The sequence below is a fragment of the Dorea sp. AGR2135 genome (assembly GCF_000420885.1).
Taxonomy (GTDB): domain Bacteria; phylum Bacillota; class Clostridia; order Lachnospirales; family Lachnospiraceae; genus Dorea; species Dorea formicigenerans.
In genome coordinates this window covers 1-16,220 of sequence record NZ_ATVU01000003.1, presented here as the reverse complement: position 1 = coordinate 16,220, position 16,220 = coordinate 1, and the positions used below count along the sequence as shown (strand labels likewise).

Here is a 16,220-nt window from a genome sequence, read left to right as displayed (position 1 = left end):
ATAATAGAAAAAGTTTAAGATAAAGAGATAAAGAGGTAGAAGATAAGTGGCAGGAATAGATCAAAGTAAAATTCGCAATTTTTGTATTGTGGCTCATATTGACCATGGTAAATCAACATTGGCAGACCGTATCATTGAACAGACAGGGCTTCTGACGAGCCGCGAGATGCAGGCACAGGTGCTTGACAATATGGATCTGGAACGCGAGCGCGGAATCACGATCAAGGCTCAGGCAGTCCGTACAGTATATAAGGCAAAAGACGGAGAAGAGTATATCTTTAACCTGATCGACACACCGGGACATGTAGATTTTAACTATGAAGTATCAAGAAGTCTGGCAGCGTGTGACGGTGCGATTCTGGTCGTAGACGCAGCTCAGGGAGTAGAGGCTCAGACACTGGCCAATGTATATCTGGCGTTGGATCATGATCTGGATGTAATGCCTGTTATTAATAAGATTGATCTTCCAAGTGCAGAGCCGGACCGTGTCATTGAAGAGATTGAAGATATCATTGGAATCGAGGCACATGATGCGCCACTTATTTCTGCAAAGACAGGGCTGAATGTAGATCAGGTTCTGGAGCAGATCGTGGAAAAGATCCCGGCACCGGGCGGAGATCCGAAAGCACCATTGAAGGCATTGATTTTTGATTCCCTATATGATTCTTATAAAGGGGTTATCGTATTTTGCAGACTCCGTGAAGGTACCGTGAAAAAAGGTACGAAGATCCGTATGATGGCGACAGGAGCAGAGGCAGATGTCGTTGAAGTCGGATATTTTGGAGCCGGACAATTCATTCCATGTGATGAGCTGGAAGCAGGTATGGTAGGCTATATTACGGCCAGCTTGAAGAATGTCGGAGATACCCGTGTAGGAGATACCATCACAGATGCAGCGAATCCTTGCGAGGAGCCGTTGCCGGGATATAAGAAAGTGAATCCGATGGTTTACTGTGGACTGTATCCTGCGGATGGGGCAAAGTATCCGGATCTTCGGGATGCTCTTGAGAAGCTTCAATTAAATGATGCGTCCCTGCAGTTTGAGCCGGAGACTTCCATTGCTCTTGGATTTGGATTTCGCTGTGGCTTTTTGGGACTTCTCCATCTGGAGATTATTCAGGAGCGTCTGGAGAGAGAGTATAATCTTGATCTTGTTACAACAGCACCGGGAGTTATTTATAAAGTATACAAGACGAACGGAGATGTCATAGAACTGACAAACCCGTCTAATCTTCCGGATCCTTCTGAGATTGAATATATGGAAGAGCCGATGGTAAAGGCTGAGATTATGGTAACATCCGAATTTATCGGTACGATTATGGATCTATGTCAGGAGAGACGAGGAGAGTATCTTGGCATGGAATATATTGAAGAGACCCGTGCAGTTCTGCATTACAGACTGCCGCTCAACGAGATTATCTACGATTTCTTTGATGCATTGAAGTCCAGATCCAGAGGATACGCTTCCTTTGATTATGAGATGGACGGATACCAGAGATCTGAACTTGTGAAACTGGATATTCTGGTCAATAAAGAAGAAGTAGACGCTCTTTCCTTTATCGTCCATGCAGATACTGCATATGAACGTGGAAGAAAGATGTGCGAGAAGCTTAAAGAAGAGATTCCAAGACAGCTCTTTGAAATCCCGATTCAGGCGGCTATTGGTGGAAAGATTATTGCCCGTGAGACTGTAAGAGCAATGCGAAAAGATGTGCTTGCAAAATGTTACGGTGGTGATATCAGCCGTAAGAGAAAGCTTCTTGAAAAACAGAAAGAAGGAAAGAAGCGTATGCGTCAGGTTGGTAACGTAGAGATTCCTCAGAAAGCATTTATGAGTGTACTGAAGTTGGATGACAAATAATGAGATTATTAGAATTATATATTCATATACCATTTTGTAAAAAAAAATGTAAATATTGCGATTTCCTCTCAGGTCCGTCAACGGCGGATGAGAGGGAATCTTATGTGAAAAGCCTTTGTCAGGATATTCGCTCATACGCGCACCTGGCGGAGGCTTGTCGTGTTATCAGTATCTTTGTCGGTGGGGGAACGCCTTCTACTTTGACAGCTTTTCAGATGCAGCAGATATTTTCAGCAGTCCGTGATACATTTGTTGTAGAAGAAAATGCAGAGATCACAGTTGAGATGAATCCAGGAACTGTAGACAGGGAAAAGCTTTCCGGTTATAAAAAATGTGGAATTAACCGATTAAGCATTGGCCTGCAATCTACAAAAAATAGAGAACTTCAGATACTGGGTCGTATTCATACATATGAAGAATTTCTTGAAACATATCGTATGGCAAGAGCAGAAGGATTTGAGAATATTAATCTTGATCTGATGTCAGCAATTCCGGGACAAAGTCTTACTGACTGGGAGGAAAACTTAAAAACAGTGGCAGAGCTTGCCCCGGAACACATTTCTGCATATAGTCTGATCGTGGAGGAAGGTACTCCATTTTATGAGGAGTATGGGGAAGGGCGTCATGCAGACGAATTACCTGATGAAGAGACAGAGCGTAAGATGTATTGGAGAACGAAAGAAATACTTTCGAAATACGGATATGAAAGATATGAGATTTCTAATTATGCAAAGCCTGGATATGCTTGCAGACATAATATCGGATACTGGGAGCGAACAGAATATCTGGGGATTGGAACCGGAGCTGCATCACTGATCAATAACAGTAGATTTAATTATGGAGAAGAGCCGGAAAAGTTAACTGTATCTGCACAGATGGAAGAGACGATGTTCCTTGGCCTGCGTATGATGAAAGGTGTATCAAAAATAAAATTTCTTAAGATGTATGGTGAGAGCATGGAGAACGTTTATGGAAATGTGATAAGAGACATGGAACAGAAAGGACTTCTGGAAGATGGCGAAGACTTTGTGAAACTTACAGATCGTGGAATCGATGTCAGCAACTATGTTATGAGTGAGTTTTTGTTGTAAAGATTATTCTTGGATTTGTTGATTTGATAACATAAAAATGACAAAAGAAAGTTTTAAGATTATATAGCGATAAAAAAGTTTACAGTAAACAGCAACGACACAGGGGAAAAGATGGCGACTAAGAAAAAGAAAATAGGTTTTATTCTAAATCCATATGCTGGAATTGGTGGAAAAGCCGGTCTAAAAGGAAGTGACAATTACAAAAAAATAGAAAAGCTTTTCCTGGAAGGCTGTGAAAGAACAGCCCCCAAGAGAGCAGAAAGCTGTATGAGCAAAATTGCAGATCTTACCGCAAGTTTAGTTGCAGGAGATAAAGGATTGGTGGGAGAGAAAAATTTTTCAATCTTAAGTGCACCAGGGGATATGGGAGAAGCTTTGCTTGAGAAACTTAAAATTCCATGTGATGTGGTGTTATGTCCAAAAGCCCATACAAGCAGCGCAGAAGATACGAAGCTTTGTGCACAAATTATGAAAGAACAGGGTGTGGATCTTCTCGTGTTTTGTGGAGGAGATGGGACTGCAAGGGACATTTGTGAAGCTGTTGGTACGGATGTGACGGTTCTTGGAATCCCGGCAGGAGTGAAGATGTATTCTGCGTGTTATGCCTGTAATCCATATCAGGCAGGTGAGATGTTGGCAGGGTGGCTTGAAGGAAAAGAGATGTCTTATGAAATGAGGGAAGTTCTTGATATTGAAGAGAAGGATTTAGATTCCAGAAACGTAAGCCCCCAATTGTACGGATTTTTGGAAGTATTAAGTGATGGAAAACATTTACAAAAGGCAAAAGAATTGGATTTGGGGTCAGGCGAGTCCGCAACTATAATAGCGAGGGCAGCAATCTTGCGAATGGAAAAGGACTGGGTTTATATTATCGGCCCGGGAGGAACGACCTGGAAGATAAAAGAGTTATTGTGTGAAAATGACGAGCAGGAGGATACTGGGAAAAAGAAAGTACATGGAACTGTCCGTGGAGTGGATGTAATCAGAAATGGTAAAATCATACTTCGAGATGCGAATGAAAGAGAATTGTGGAACTGTGTCAATTCATACAGTCATATAAAAATTCTGGTGACCTGTATTGGTGGAAATGGTTTTTTGTTAGGAAGAGGAAATCAGCAGATTAGTCCACGGGTAATCAGAAAAGTAGGAAAAGAACAGATTGAAATTGTAGCAACAAAAGAAAAACTGGCAGGACTTGGCGGGCAGCCGATGCATGTAGATACTGGCGATGCAGATGCAGATGAGTATTTAAAGGGGTATTATAAAATTATATTCAAAAATTCTGATTCTGCTATTTACAAGGTTGGATAAAGAAAGAATCTGCAAATAGCCTTTGGTAAAGATGAATATTATGGAATATTTAAAGAAATCGACAAATGGCCGACTTCTTATTTTGCTTTTTGTGAAATATTGCAAAAATATCAAATGATTAACAAAATAACTTGACGAAATCACTGTTTGAAGACTAATGTATGTGTTGTAGGTGAAATAAATAAAAATATTTAGATAATCAATAAGTGAACTGCCATGAAAGGAGTGATTCTTGTGGAAAACAGTTTTGTACATCCATATATGCCTAATAGTGTATCAGAGAATAAGAAGGCAATGTTGGATGAATTGGGGATCAACAGCGTAGAAGACATTTACAAAAGTATAATTCCAGATGAATTGTTGTATAAAGAACGATTAGATATTCCGGAACCGATCAGAAGTGAATATGAACTGAAAAGACATGTGATGGGAATTTTGAATCGTGATATTACAACGGAAGAATATACGAGCTTTCTTGGAGCCGGGTGTTACAAACATCAGGTGCCGGCAATTTGCGATGAGATAAATTCCAGAGGTGAGTTTCTGACTGCTTACTGTGGAGATACATATTCTGATCATGGTAAGATGCAGGCAATCTTTGAATACACAAGCATGATGGGAGAACTTCTGGACACAGATGTTGTAAGTTATACAACTTATGATGGCGGTCAGGCAGTGGCATCTTCGCTTCGTATGGCAGTCAGAGCAGTCAGAGAAAAAGGAATGGCTGGAAAAGTGATTCTTGTTCCGAAGACTATGAATCCGGAAATATATTCACAGGTCGTACAGTATTGTAGAAATGTGGCAGAAGTAAGAAAAATAGCTTATGAACCAGAGACAGGACTTATGGATCTGGAAGAGTTGAAAGAACAGTTGGCAAAGAAAAATGTTGCAGCTGTATTTTTTGAAAATCCAACTTATCTTGGTAACTTTGAGACAAGAGGAGAAGAAATTGCAAAACTGGCACATGATGCAGGAGCTTATTGTGTTGTACAGACAGAGGCGGCAGCGCTTGGAATTATGGAGAGCCCGGTAAATCAGGGTGCTGATATTGTATGTGGAGATATACAGCCTCTTGGAATGCACATTCAGTTCGGCGGTGGTCAGGCAGGATTTATTGCATGTAATCAGAATATGGATCTGGTAGAACAATTTCCAACTTATATGTATGGAATTACAGAGACAGAGAAAGAAGATACCTATGGATGGGGAAGAGCGATGAATTATCGAAGCTCTCATGGAAGCCGTGAGAATGCAAAAGAGTATTTTGGAACAGAAACAGGTCTCTGGGCAATTACGGCAGGTGTGTACCTGGCAAGTATGGGACCGCAGGGCATGTACGAACTCGGTGAGACGATTATTCAGAATGCAGCATATCTGGAGGATATTTTAGATGAGATTCCGAAAGTTCGGGCAAAGAGATTTGAAAATGCGAAGTTTCAGGAGTTTGTAATAGATTTTAACCGGACTGGAAAGACGGTTGAAGAAATTAATAAAGAATTGTTAAAAGAGAACATATTTGGCGGAAAAGACTTAAGTCATGATTTCCCAGAGCTTGGGCAATGTGCACTTTATTGTGTATCAGAGATTACGACATTAGAAGAGATGGAGCATCTTCGTGATGCCCTCAAGCGGATTGTAAAGGGGGAATAGTGATGGGATATTATAAGACAAAGCGTTAAGGAAAGAATCGAAGGTGGTGCAAACGAAAAAGCAGTATTGAGACTTTTCATTAACTGCCCTTTCGTTTGCATCAATTTCGATTTTTTCTGGTTGAACAAAGCGCGTCAACTCTATATGGACTTTTAATTCTGACACTCTATTTATAATAGGATAGCGTGTACACATAGAAACACATAGAATTTATCATTCAGTCCTGTATTATGACACCAGAAATAAGCCTCCCTAAGGAAGCTAAAAAAATATACAGTTATGATACGTTAACAGAGCATATGTGGTTTTGGTTTTATAAAATGTTGTTCTGTAGGCAGAGGAATAATCTTACCACCACAGGAAGAACACTTGCATATATCTTTGTGATAAAGAAGACGGATAATGGCAGGTGCATCCATATCTTTCAGCTTGGAAATATATTTTTTGCAACCAAGGATGTTTCTGCATAGGGTAATCTTTTTCTTCTTATTTCTGGATGAAAGAAGACCATAGTGCCTGATACGTACAAAACGTTTTGGAGGAACATGCATTAAAAATCGACGGATAAATTCCTCGCCGGATATGGTGATCTCTTTCCAAAGCCCTTGGTTTTTGTAATCTTTAGCAGAAAAAGTAACTGTAGATTCTGTCATGTCTTTGATACGGTAGTTGCTGATAGCAATCCGGTGGGTGTATTTTCCAAGGTATCTGATGACAGATTCGGCACCGTCAAATGGTTTCTTGCAATAAGGAATCCATTCCTTTGTATAGCAGGTATTTAACAATTCCTTGAAAGTATAGTAGTTTTTGTAAGGTGCAGCCGATCCATGAAATTCAAGCCTGTCATTTTCCCAGAGCTGCTTAAGTTCAGCCATGTATTTTCCACGAAACGTTTTTGAGATTACCTTAATCGGAAGGAAAAAATCTTTCCCATTGTCTTTCCAATGATTTTTCACATCCAGCCCTCCACCAAGAACAATCGCATGGATATGAGGATGAAAATTCATGGTACTTCCCCATGTATGGAGGATACAAATATAGCCGATATCAGTCCCAAGATATTTACTATCAGCAGCAAGTTCACTGAGAGTATCTGAAGCCGCATGATAAAGAGCAGTATATAAGAATTTCTGGTTGCTGTAGATAATGGGATTGAGTTCTTCTGGAACTGTAAAAACCACATGGAAATAAGGAGCATCTAAGATATCCTCACGCCGTGCATCTACCCACTTTTCCTTTGGAAACTCCTGACACATAGGACAGCATCTGTCACGGCAGGAGTTATAGTGGACTGACATGCAGCCGCAGTCCTCGCATACGCTTACATTCACACCAAAGGCACCGGTTTTGCAATTCATGATGTGATAAGCGGCCTTTCGCTGAGCGGGAGAAATACTATGTGTGGATTCAAAAGATGGATAAAAACGATGAAAAACATCCTGAATCGTACAATCCTTACTCATGATTCACCACCTTCCGGGTTGTCGAACGGGCTGCGGATCCCAAGAAGTGTCTTGTTGCTCACATGAAGGTAAACATCTGTAGAGCGAGGATCAACATGTCCCAGAAGTGACTGGATATATTTTATATCTGTGCCACTTTCGAATAAGTGGCTGGCAAAACTATGACGACATGCATGAGAGGAAACATGACGGGTAATGCCGGCGAGTTTAGCACTTTTCTTAAAGAACTGGTTAACACCGGTTATATCAAGATATCCACCGGTCCAGGAACTTGGGAAAAGGATATCTTTGGGGCGACCACATTTGTACCAATACTCAGTGAGAAGGTCTAAATTTTTTTGAGACAGAATCGTATACCTGTCAATTCTGCCTTTGGTTTCACGAACATGAATTGTCATGTTGGTACGGGAAATGTCATCATAATGGAGATGAACGACCTCCGATACACGTAATCCGGAAGAATACATAGTTGCAATAATCGCTTTATGCTTCAGATTCGGAGTGGCGTCAATGATTGCATTTATTTCATCGCGGGATAGAACGGCAGGAAGATTTCGCTCTCTTTTCATAGCTGGAACAGTGTCATCATCCCAGAGAATCTTCAGCACCTTTTTATATAAGAACTTGATTGCAGACCGATAGTGATTGTGAGTTTCAGGAGACCTGCCTTCCAGACGTTTTGCAGTAAGAAAACTTTCCGCATCTTCAAGTGTAAGATTAGAAACATTTTTTCCGATCCAACGAAGGAAGTAACTGACATCCGAGCAATACAGTTGAATCGTTCTTTCACGCAGGTTACGTTTTTCCGCTTCATTGCGGATGGATTCAAAAATATCTTTATACATAATAAAACCTCCAGAATAAGTAGTGTTAATAATTACATCTACCTATTCGGAGGTGCATTAGCGTCATAATTCCGATTGCGGAAGAGACTGGAAAATGTTATTCTTATCATAGGCAGTGGAGCTTTCTTAGTTCAGTTGTTTCGTGTGGTAACTTAACAATAACGGATTATGGAAAGTAATTCCACTGCTTTTTTAATAAAAATAAAACTGCGCCACAGCCTTGGCAGGCCATCGCGCAGCGATTTTGTTCAATCGGGATTTACAGGAAGTGTGACAAGAAAGCCAAAACGGTATACTGGGAAAAAAGATTAAGAAAAGAATAAAGAGCTGGTTTTAATTGTAAAATTTATGGGGAAGTAACATCAGCTTATTGACATAAATTTAAAAATAAGTATAATAATAGTTGAGTAATTGTTCAACTATTATTATTTGGAGGTGAATATATGTCAAAAACGTCTTATATTTGTAATTGCGATGTAATTCATGAGGATATTGTGAATGATGTGAAATCCAAGATGCAGCCAAAAGATGATTATATCCAGTTGGCTTCTTTGTTTAAGCTATTTGGAGATGGAACTAGAGTACAAATCTTACACGCTCTAGAACAGAGTGAGATGTGTGTATGTGATCTTGCAGTGCTACTGGGGGTAACAAAATCTGCAATTTCGCATCAGTTAAAGGCATTACGCCTAGCGAATCTGGTAAAATTCCGTAAAGAAGCACAGATAGTTTACTACTCGCTGGCAGATGATCATGTGAAAGAGATTATTGACAAGGGATTTGAGCATCTTTGGCAGAAATAATATTTTTTAATATTATAGTTGAGTAATTGAACAATTAAACAAATTATAAGGAGATTATCATGAAACGCATATTTCTATTAAAAGGGTTGGACTGTCCAAATTGTTCCGCAAAAATTGAAAAAGAAGTCGGAGAGTTGGATGGAGTGCAATCCTCAGTGGTAAATCTGATGAAGCAGACGCTTACAATCAATGTTGCTCAGACAGCCGCAGATACGATAGCCAGTCAGATTGAAACGATTGTTCATAGCCATGAGCCAGATGTGGAAGTTTCTGAAATTGTACAGGAATCTTATATACCGGAAAAAAAGCAGGAGGCCAATGAATCCTATAACAATGAGGATAAGAAGTTGACAGTTCGTTTAGCGACTGGTGCAGCAATCTATGTCATTGGTATGGCATTGACTGTTTTTGCGAAAGTGCCACTGCCTATCGAGTTAGCTTTTCTCATTGTTTCTTATGTTATTCTTGGTGGAGATGTTGTATGGCAGGCTGTGAGGAACATTTCAAAGGGGCGTGTATTTGATGAACATTTTTTGATGAGTGTTTCTACGATTGGGGCTTTTGTCATTGGTGAATATCCAGAAGCAGTTGCTGTTATGCTATTCTATCAGGTAGGTGAATTTTTTCAGTCATTGGCTGTTAAGCGTTCCAGAAAATCTATATCAGACTTAATGGATATACGTCCAGATTCTGCTACAGTAAGAAGAAATGGGGAATTGATTACCATATCTCCAGAAAATGTCTCCATTGGTGAGATTATTATTGTAAAGCCTGGTGAAAAAATTCCATTAGACGGTGTGGTATTGGATGGAGATTCTATGCTGGATACAAGCGCCTTAACAGGAGAATCAGTTCCGAGAAGTGTTCATAAAGGAGACGAAGCACTTTCCGGTTGTATGAATCAGACGGGTGTCTTAATGATTAAGACAACAAAAGCATTTGGTGAATCTACGGCTTCAAAGATTATTGATCTTGTGGAAAATGCGTCAAGCCGAAAAGCACCAACAGAAAATTTTATTACTACATTTGCACGTTATTATACACCTGTGGTTGTAATCTTAGCAGCTTTTCTGGCGATTCTGCCACCGATCATTCTTGGCGGAGGCTGGACAGAGTGGATTCGCAGAGGATTTGTTTTCCTTGTGGTATCTTGTCCATGTGCATTGGTTATTTCAATCCCGCTGACTTTCTTCGGCGGCATTGGTGCAGCATCTAAACGAGGTGTTCTTGTAAAAGGAAGCAATTATTTAGAGGCACTTAATAATGTCAGCGCTATTGTGTTCGATAAAACCGGAACACTTACAAAAGGTGTTTTCAATGTGACGGATATTTTGCCTGCAAATGGATTTTCAAAAGAACAGGTTCTGGAGTATGCGGCAGAGGCAGAGAGTTTTTCTAACCATCCTATTGCAAAATCCATTCTCTCTGCTTATGGAAAAGAAATTGATCAGTCAGTGATTTCTGATTATAAGGAAATTTCAGGATATGGAATCAGTGTAATGGCAGGGGAAAAGAAAGTTTTTGCTGGCAATACGAAACTTATGGATACAGAATGTATAGAGTACACAACCTGTGAAAACGCAGGTACAAAAGTTTATTTGGCGGTAGATGGTCAATATGCAGGATGTATTTTGATAACAGATGAAGTGAAGCCGGACAGTAAAAAAGCAATTTCTGACCTGAAACATATCGGCGTGGAAAAAACAGTCATGCTTACCGGTGATGATGAAAAAATTGGGAAGTCCGTTGCAGAAGAATTGCAGTTGGATGAATATTATGCACAGCTGCTTCCTGACCAAAAAGTGGAAAAGGTTGAGCTTTTAGATAGTAAAAAGAGACCGGGAAGCAAATTGGCTTTTGTTGGTGATGGTATCAATGACGCTCCTGTCCTTGCCCGTGCAGATGTTGGTATTGCAATGGGTGGGCTTGGTTCGGATGCGGCCATTGAAGCAGCAGATGTAGTTCTGATGACAGATGAACCGTCTAAGCTGGTGGACGCGATTGAAGTAGCAAAAGCGACAAAACAGATTGTCATGCAGAATATAGTGATTGCTCTTGGGATTAAAAGTGTGTTCCTGATTCTTGGCGCTCTTGGTATTGCGGGAATGTGGGAAGCTGTATTTGGCGATGTAGGCGTTACCATAATTGCTGTTTTGAACGCAATGAGAATTTTGAAAGAATAGGAAATGAGGTGGGAATGTGAAACGAAAACTGATTCTGTTAGTTGTTACGATTGTTTTTCTTGTAGGTTTTGGTGCCATTTTACATTCACCGCCTTCTATGATTGATGCAGTCACAGGAGCAACACCGAAGTCAAAAAAGGCGGCTCAAGCCTCCGCACAGTTGGAAGGCTCTTATGTTCTCGGTATTAATATGATGTCAGATGGTCTCGACAACGAGAACACCCGGAATAAATTAAAAGAATTGGCACTGGACGATTCGGAAACAAATGAAACAGATCTCATGAAAACGGACATTAGTTTTCGGTTATATGTATCTGAGACGGATTATCCGCTTGTCAGTTATGCTAAGAAACTCTGTGACAGATTGAAACAGGCCGGTTTTTCCGTAGATCTGAAAGAGTACAGTAACACAATGATGCTATCAAGAGTGGTAAGTGGAAAGTATGATGTATTCCTGGCATCGGATGATTTTATTGACGTTACAACGCTAACACAGATGGACTATATGATCATGGACAGCGAAGAAATGAGGTGAGCGGGAATTTATGAGAAAATGGAATACGATTTTGTCTGTTTTAATGCTTCTCATTTTTATGATTCATGGAATCATGGGAAGCTTTATGCTGAACGGAGTTGGAAGTAGTGCAGGGAAACTTCTTGCATGGATTGGTGTTGGTATTCTTGTTGTGCATACGGTGATTGGTGTCATCCTGACAGTTCAGAGTTTACAGACAGCGAAGCAATCCGGAAAAATGTATCTGAAACAGAACGCCATATTCTGGGCGAGACGAGCCAGTGGGCTGGCAATACTGATCCTGCTGTTCTTCCATATTGGCTTGTTTGGAAAGGTGCAGAATGGGACATATATTTTGTTCCCTTTTACAACGGTAAAGATGGTAACTCAGCTTTTGTTTGTGGCGGCAATCTTTGTTCATATTTTTATCAATATCCGCCCATTGCTCGTATCGCTGGGAATCATCAGTTATAAAGAACGAAGGGGTGATATTTATTTGATTCTTTCGGTGCTCCTTCTGTTTATAGCGGGCGCAGTTATTTTCTATTATATTGGGTGGCAATATCTATGAGTAAGACAATTATTATTATAGGTGCTGGACTGGCAGGACTTTCAGCGGCTTTGCAGGCAGCGGAAAATGGATGCAATGTAAAACTGGTTTCCTCCCTTCCGTCAGAGCGGGCACAGTCTGTTATGGCGGAGGGCGGTATCAACGCAGCTTTGAATACAAAAGATGAAAACGACAGTCCCGAAGAACATTTTACAGACACAATAAAGGCAGCATGTGGTCTGGCAGATTCAAATGCAGTTTGGGGAATGACACAGGCAGCACCGGAGCTGGTGCACTGGCTGCTAAAACTTGGAGTTAAATTTAACATGAGTGGCTATGATGATGTGGATCTGCGAAATTTTGGCGGGCAGAAAAAGAAACGGACTGCTTTTGCACAGAGCGATACCGGGAAGCAGATCATGACAGCTATGATAGACGCTGTTCGCAGGAAAGAAGCATCTGGTATGGTAGAACGGTTCAGCCATCATTCTTTCCTAACACTTCGTCTGTGTGGCAATATTTGTTGTGGCTGCGTAATCAGGGATGAATACAGTCAGGAGACTGTGGAATTACCGGGGGATGCGGTTATTGTTGCCACCGGTGGTATGCACGGATTGTTTGGAAATACAACGGGTTCGCTGAGCAATACAGGAGAAGTCACCGCAGAATTGTTCCGGCTTGGTGTTCCTCTGGCAAATGGCGAGATGATCCAGTATCATCCGACAACTGTGAAATGTGGTGGAAAACGCATGCTCATCAGCGAGGCGGCCAGAGGGGAAGGTGGCAGGTTGTTTGCCATGAAAGATGGAAAACAATGGTATTTCATGGAGGAAAAATACCCGGAGCTTGGAAATCTGATGCCACGAGATATTACCGCCAGAGAGATATGGAAGGTCAGCCATGAATCAGAGGTATTTCTTGACATGACGGAAATATCGGAGGAGATTATTTCAAATAAGCTATCTGGTCTGGCAGACGATTGTATGACCTATTTGCATAAAGATATACGAAAGGAACCGGTGTCTGTTTTACCGGGAATTCACTATTTTATGGGAGGTATTCTGGTGGATGAGCAGCACAGAACGCCGATTCAGAATCTTTACGCTGCCGGAGAATGCTGTGCCCAATATCATGGTGCCAACCGTCTTGGTGGAAATTCTCTGTTAGGAGCGTTATACGGAGGACGTGTTGCGGCAAAATCAGCATGCGAACAGGCAGAACAGGCAGATGTAGTAGATCTATCTTGTGCGACACAGATAGATTTTCCACCAGCGTCTCAAATTTCAGAAATAAAGCAATTAAACAAAGTGATGCAGGAGACTATGGGCGTTGTCAGAAATGAGAATACGTTGTTAAATGGGATTCAAACGGTACAAGCGCTGACAGGAAATCTTCCATTGCTTGGCATGGCAGTTCTAAAGAGTGCTCTTGCAAGAAAAGAAAGCCGTGGTGCACACTGGCGGGAGGATTATCCGAAGAGCAATGACAATGATTACCTTAAAACAACGGTAGCCAGATTTGATGGAAAGCAGATACAGATTTCCTTTGTACCTGTTCCAGAAAGGCGGTGATTCACTTGGTATATAAAATAAAAATCAGGCGGCAGGAGAGTCAGAAATCAGATAGTTATTGGCAGGAATTTGAGTTTGACGGAAGTGAAAATAGTTCTATTGCCGCTGTCTTAAACGAATTGAATAGTCGTAACCCACTGACAGATGCATGTGGGAATACGGCTGCTCCTATTGGATGGGAATGCGGTTGTATGGTACGGAAATGCGGAGCGTGTGCCATGCTGATCAACGGACTTCCCCGGCTGGCCTGCTCTACATTTCTACATATGTTAAAAGGTTCTACAATCACCTTGGAACCTTTAAGCAAATTTCCGCTTGTAAGAGATTTGATCGTTGACCGGTCAAATCTGTTTGAAAATTTGAAAAAACTGAACCTTTGGCTTGAAAGTGAAGCTTATATGAGTTCGTGGACACATGAACCGAGATACCAGTCGGCACGCTGTCTGATGTGTGGCTGCTGCCTTGAAGTGTGTCCTAACTTCTCTGCAAATGGGACTTTCGCAGGCGCTGTTGCTGCAGTCAACGCATTTCGGATTCTGAATGAAGAACAGGAAAGCACTCATTTGAATGAGATTTCTGCTGAATATAAGAAGAAATATTTTGAGGGATGCGGGAAGTCGTTATCTTGTCATGATATTTGTCCGATTGGTCTGCCTGTGGAAGAACTGCTTGTAAGGTCGAATGCAGCGGCTGTTTGGGGCAAATAAAATGGATGATAAAAGCTATAATGAATGTATGAAGAGAATCAAAAACTTGATTCTCTTTTTTAAAACACATACATTGGCAAATATCTATGTATATATTATATTGAACATAGACAATGATCAATGTGAGGTGTCAATATGAATGCAATGGATGTGGCTTTGATATGCAAGGCTTTGGGCGATGCGAACCGGCTGGAAATTGTACAGATGCTGTCGGATGGAGAAAAGTGCGGGTGTAAACTTTTGGAAAGATTTGAAATTACCCAGCCAACTTTATCCCATGATATGAAGATATTGGTAGGATGCGGCCTTGTGAATGATCGTAAGGAAGGAAAATGGCATCACTATTCTTTGAATTGTGAGACATTGATGAATTACAAACACTTTATAGAATCCCTTACTTGCTCCTGTTATATTAGGGGTAGTTATTCAGGCATTTTTCGTTGAAATTGCAATCACCTGGGCATCTATTGCAATACCGGTCGCGGGAATAATGACAGCACTAAAAAACGAGATTATTTTTACAGATTGCCTTACAGGATTATATAATCGCGTGTATCTGGAATTTTTACATAAGCGAGTCTGTAATAAAAAGGACTGCTGGGTATCCGGTATTATGATTGATCTGAACGGATTTAAACAGATTAACGATAACTACGGACACGCAGAAGGAGATCTGGCATTGTGTATTGTTGCTGATTTACTTCGGAAATCGTTCTCTGAATATGGTGTAGTAACAAGATATGCTGGTGATGAATTTGTTATAATGCTAAATACAACAGATGATCAGCTCATACAAAAAATAATCAAATCTGCTAAAAAGAATTTTGTGACAGAGAATGAAAAGAACGATAAACCGTATCAGTTATCTGCATCTATGGGATACGCAATAACTAATCTAAGTAACGAAACAATAGATGATTTTATGAATAGAATCGATGAACAGATGTATCAAGATAAAATGAAATACTATGAGCATAATGATCGTAGAAATAGCAAATAAATAATTTCGGTCATTTTACTTGTAAAATTCAAGTTTATAAAATTAAGAAAATGAAATGTAAGGAGGAGTATGTAAATGAAATTAGCAGATTTAGCAACAGGCTCTGATTGGATAGTGTGGATTGTCTTTGTGATATTTGCTGTACTTTCTATTATTTTACTTTCTGGACATGGAAGCTGGTTCATTTCTGGATATAATACAGCTTCAAGAGAAGAAAAGGAAAAATATGATGAAAAGAAGTTATGCAGAACAATGGGAATTGGAATGTCTATTATAGCAATTCTTGCATTAACTATGAGCTTGTTTGAAAATATTTTGCCTGCATTTTTTATATATATTGCATTGGGGATTATTTTGGTTGATGTCGTGGTAATTATCATTTTAGGAAACACACTATGCAGAAAGTAATAACTTCCAGTATGTAGAGAATAAGTAGTAATAAAAATCTGTAAACCCCTTACGCCACCCAAGAGCGTAAGGGGATACAGATTTTTTTTGATGGAAAGATAAGAAAGTTTATACAAAAATTGAATAATTTTTTATGGAAAATATTATTCGTTCAAACTACATTCCATACGTAATTTTGTGGTTTCAAAATTTGAAATAAGGCTACCGCAATCCCACTGGCTTTAGACGGTGGGTTAAGGTAGCCAAAAATCAGAAATTAT

At 40.3% G+C, this 16,220-nt stretch carries 15 protein-coding genes; 13 read left to right on the top strand and 2 right to left on the bottom strand.

Going from position 1 to position 16,220, the window contains the following annotated elements; translation table 11 throughout:
• Nucleotides 1–46: 46 nt before the first annotated feature.
• From lepA to gcvPA, 4 genes are all read left to right on the top strand, one after another.
• Nucleotides 47–1,861: a translation elongation factor 4 gene (lepA, locus tag G593_RS0102665; RefSeq protein ID WP_005334431.1), complete on the top strand. Its 1,815-nt coding sequence runs from the start codon at nucleotides 47–49 to the stop codon at nucleotides 1,859–1,861.
• Nucleotides 1,861–2,952, top strand: a complete 1,092-nt coding sequence (gene hemW / locus G593_RS0102660; protein WP_029730645.1) for a radical SAM family heme chaperone HemW — start codon at nucleotides 1,861–1,863, stop codon at nucleotides 2,950–2,952. Before lepA ends, hemW begins: the two co-directional genes overlap by 1 nt.
• 111 nt (nucleotides 2,953–3,063) lie before the next feature.
• Nucleotides 3,064–4,263, top strand: coding sequence for an ATP-NAD kinase family protein (locus G593_RS0102655; protein WP_029730644.1), 1,200 nt, complete (start codon nucleotides 3,064–3,066; stop codon nucleotides 4,261–4,263).
• Nucleotides 4,264–4,497: 234 nt separating this feature from the next.
• The gene (gene gcvPA, locus G593_RS0102650) at nucleotides 4,498–5,916 is read left to right on the top strand and encodes an aminomethyl-transferring glycine dehydrogenase subunit GcvPA (protein WP_242827023.1); all 1,419 of its coding nucleotides are present in this window, start codon (nucleotides 4,498–4,500) and stop codon (nucleotides 5,914–5,916) included.
• Nucleotides 5,917–6,203: 287 nt separating this feature from the next.
• Here the strand turns inward: gcvPA and G593_RS0102645 are convergent, their stop codons facing one another.
• Both G593_RS0102645 and G593_RS0102640 read right to left on the bottom strand, forming a co-directional pair.
• The gene (locus G593_RS0102645; protein ID WP_029730642.1) at nucleotides 6,204–7,379 is read right to left on the bottom strand and encodes an IS91 family transposase; all 1,176 of its coding nucleotides are present in this window, start codon (nucleotides 7,377–7,379) and stop codon (nucleotides 6,204–6,206) included.
• A complete protein-coding gene (locus tag G593_RS0102640) occupies nucleotides 7,376–8,224 on the bottom strand; it encodes a tyrosine-type recombinase/integrase (RefSeq protein ID WP_029730641.1) in 849 nt (282 codons plus the stop codon). Before G593_RS0102640 ends, G593_RS0102645 begins: the two co-directional genes overlap by 4 nt.
• 443 nt (nucleotides 8,225–8,667) lie before the next feature.
• Between G593_RS0102640 and G593_RS0102635 the strand changes: the two genes are divergently transcribed.
• The 9 genes from G593_RS0102635 to G593_RS0102590 all read left to right on the top strand — a co-directional run bounded on the left by G593_RS0102635 (nucleotide 8,668) and on the right by G593_RS0102590 (nucleotide 15,960).
• Nucleotides 8,668–9,027, top strand: a complete 360-nt coding sequence (locus G593_RS0102635) for an ArsR/SmtB family transcription factor (RefSeq protein ID WP_015512809.1) — start codon at nucleotides 8,668–8,670, stop codon at nucleotides 9,025–9,027.
• Between the two features lie 59 nt (nucleotides 9,028–9,086).
• The gene (locus tag G593_RS0102630) at nucleotides 9,087–11,210 is read left to right on the top strand and encodes a heavy metal translocating P-type ATPase (RefSeq protein WP_029730640.1); all 2,124 of its coding nucleotides are present in this window, start codon (nucleotides 9,087–9,089) and stop codon (nucleotides 11,208–11,210) included.
• 16 nt (nucleotides 11,211–11,226) lie between these two features.
• Complete coding sequence (locus G593_RS0102625) at nucleotides 11,227–11,745, top strand: DUF6921 family protein (RefSeq protein ID WP_009532262.1); 519 nt, start codon at nucleotides 11,227–11,229, stop codon at nucleotides 11,743–11,745.
• Between the two features lie 10 nt (nucleotides 11,746–11,755).
• On the top strand, nucleotides 11,756–12,295 hold the full coding sequence (locus tag G593_RS0102620; RefSeq protein ID WP_008703787.1) for a hypothetical protein: 540 nt from the start codon (nucleotides 11,756–11,758) through the stop codon (nucleotides 12,293–12,295).
• On the top strand, nucleotides 12,292–13,845 hold the full coding sequence (locus tag G593_RS0102615; RefSeq protein WP_029730638.1) for an FAD-binding protein: 1,554 nt from the start codon (nucleotides 12,292–12,294) through the stop codon (nucleotides 13,843–13,845). Before G593_RS0102620 ends, G593_RS0102615 begins: the two co-directional genes overlap by 4 nt.
• On the top strand, nucleotides 13,842–14,552 hold the full coding sequence (locus G593_RS0102610; protein WP_330360783.1) for a 2Fe-2S iron-sulfur cluster-binding protein: 711 nt from the start codon (nucleotides 13,842–13,844) through the stop codon (nucleotides 14,550–14,552). Before G593_RS0102615 ends, G593_RS0102610 begins: the two co-directional genes overlap by 4 nt.
• A 135-nt stretch (nucleotides 14,553–14,687) precedes the next feature.
• Nucleotides 14,688–14,996, top strand: a complete 309-nt coding sequence (locus G593_RS0102600) for an ArsR/SmtB family transcription factor (RefSeq protein WP_029730636.1) — start codon at nucleotides 14,688–14,690, stop codon at nucleotides 14,994–14,996.
• A gap of 46 nt (nucleotides 14,997–15,042) precedes the next feature.
• Nucleotides 15,043–15,552: a GGDEF domain-containing protein gene (locus tag G593_RS0102595; RefSeq protein ID WP_049946446.1), complete on the top strand. Its 510-nt coding sequence runs from the start codon at nucleotides 15,043–15,045 to the stop codon at nucleotides 15,550–15,552.
• Between the two features lie 75 nt (nucleotides 15,553–15,627).
• The gene (locus tag G593_RS0102590; RefSeq protein WP_028087922.1) at nucleotides 15,628–15,960 is read left to right on the top strand and encodes a DUF3784 domain-containing protein; all 333 of its coding nucleotides are present in this window, start codon (nucleotides 15,628–15,630) and stop codon (nucleotides 15,958–15,960) included.
• Nucleotides 15,961–16,220: the final 260 nt, after the last annotated feature.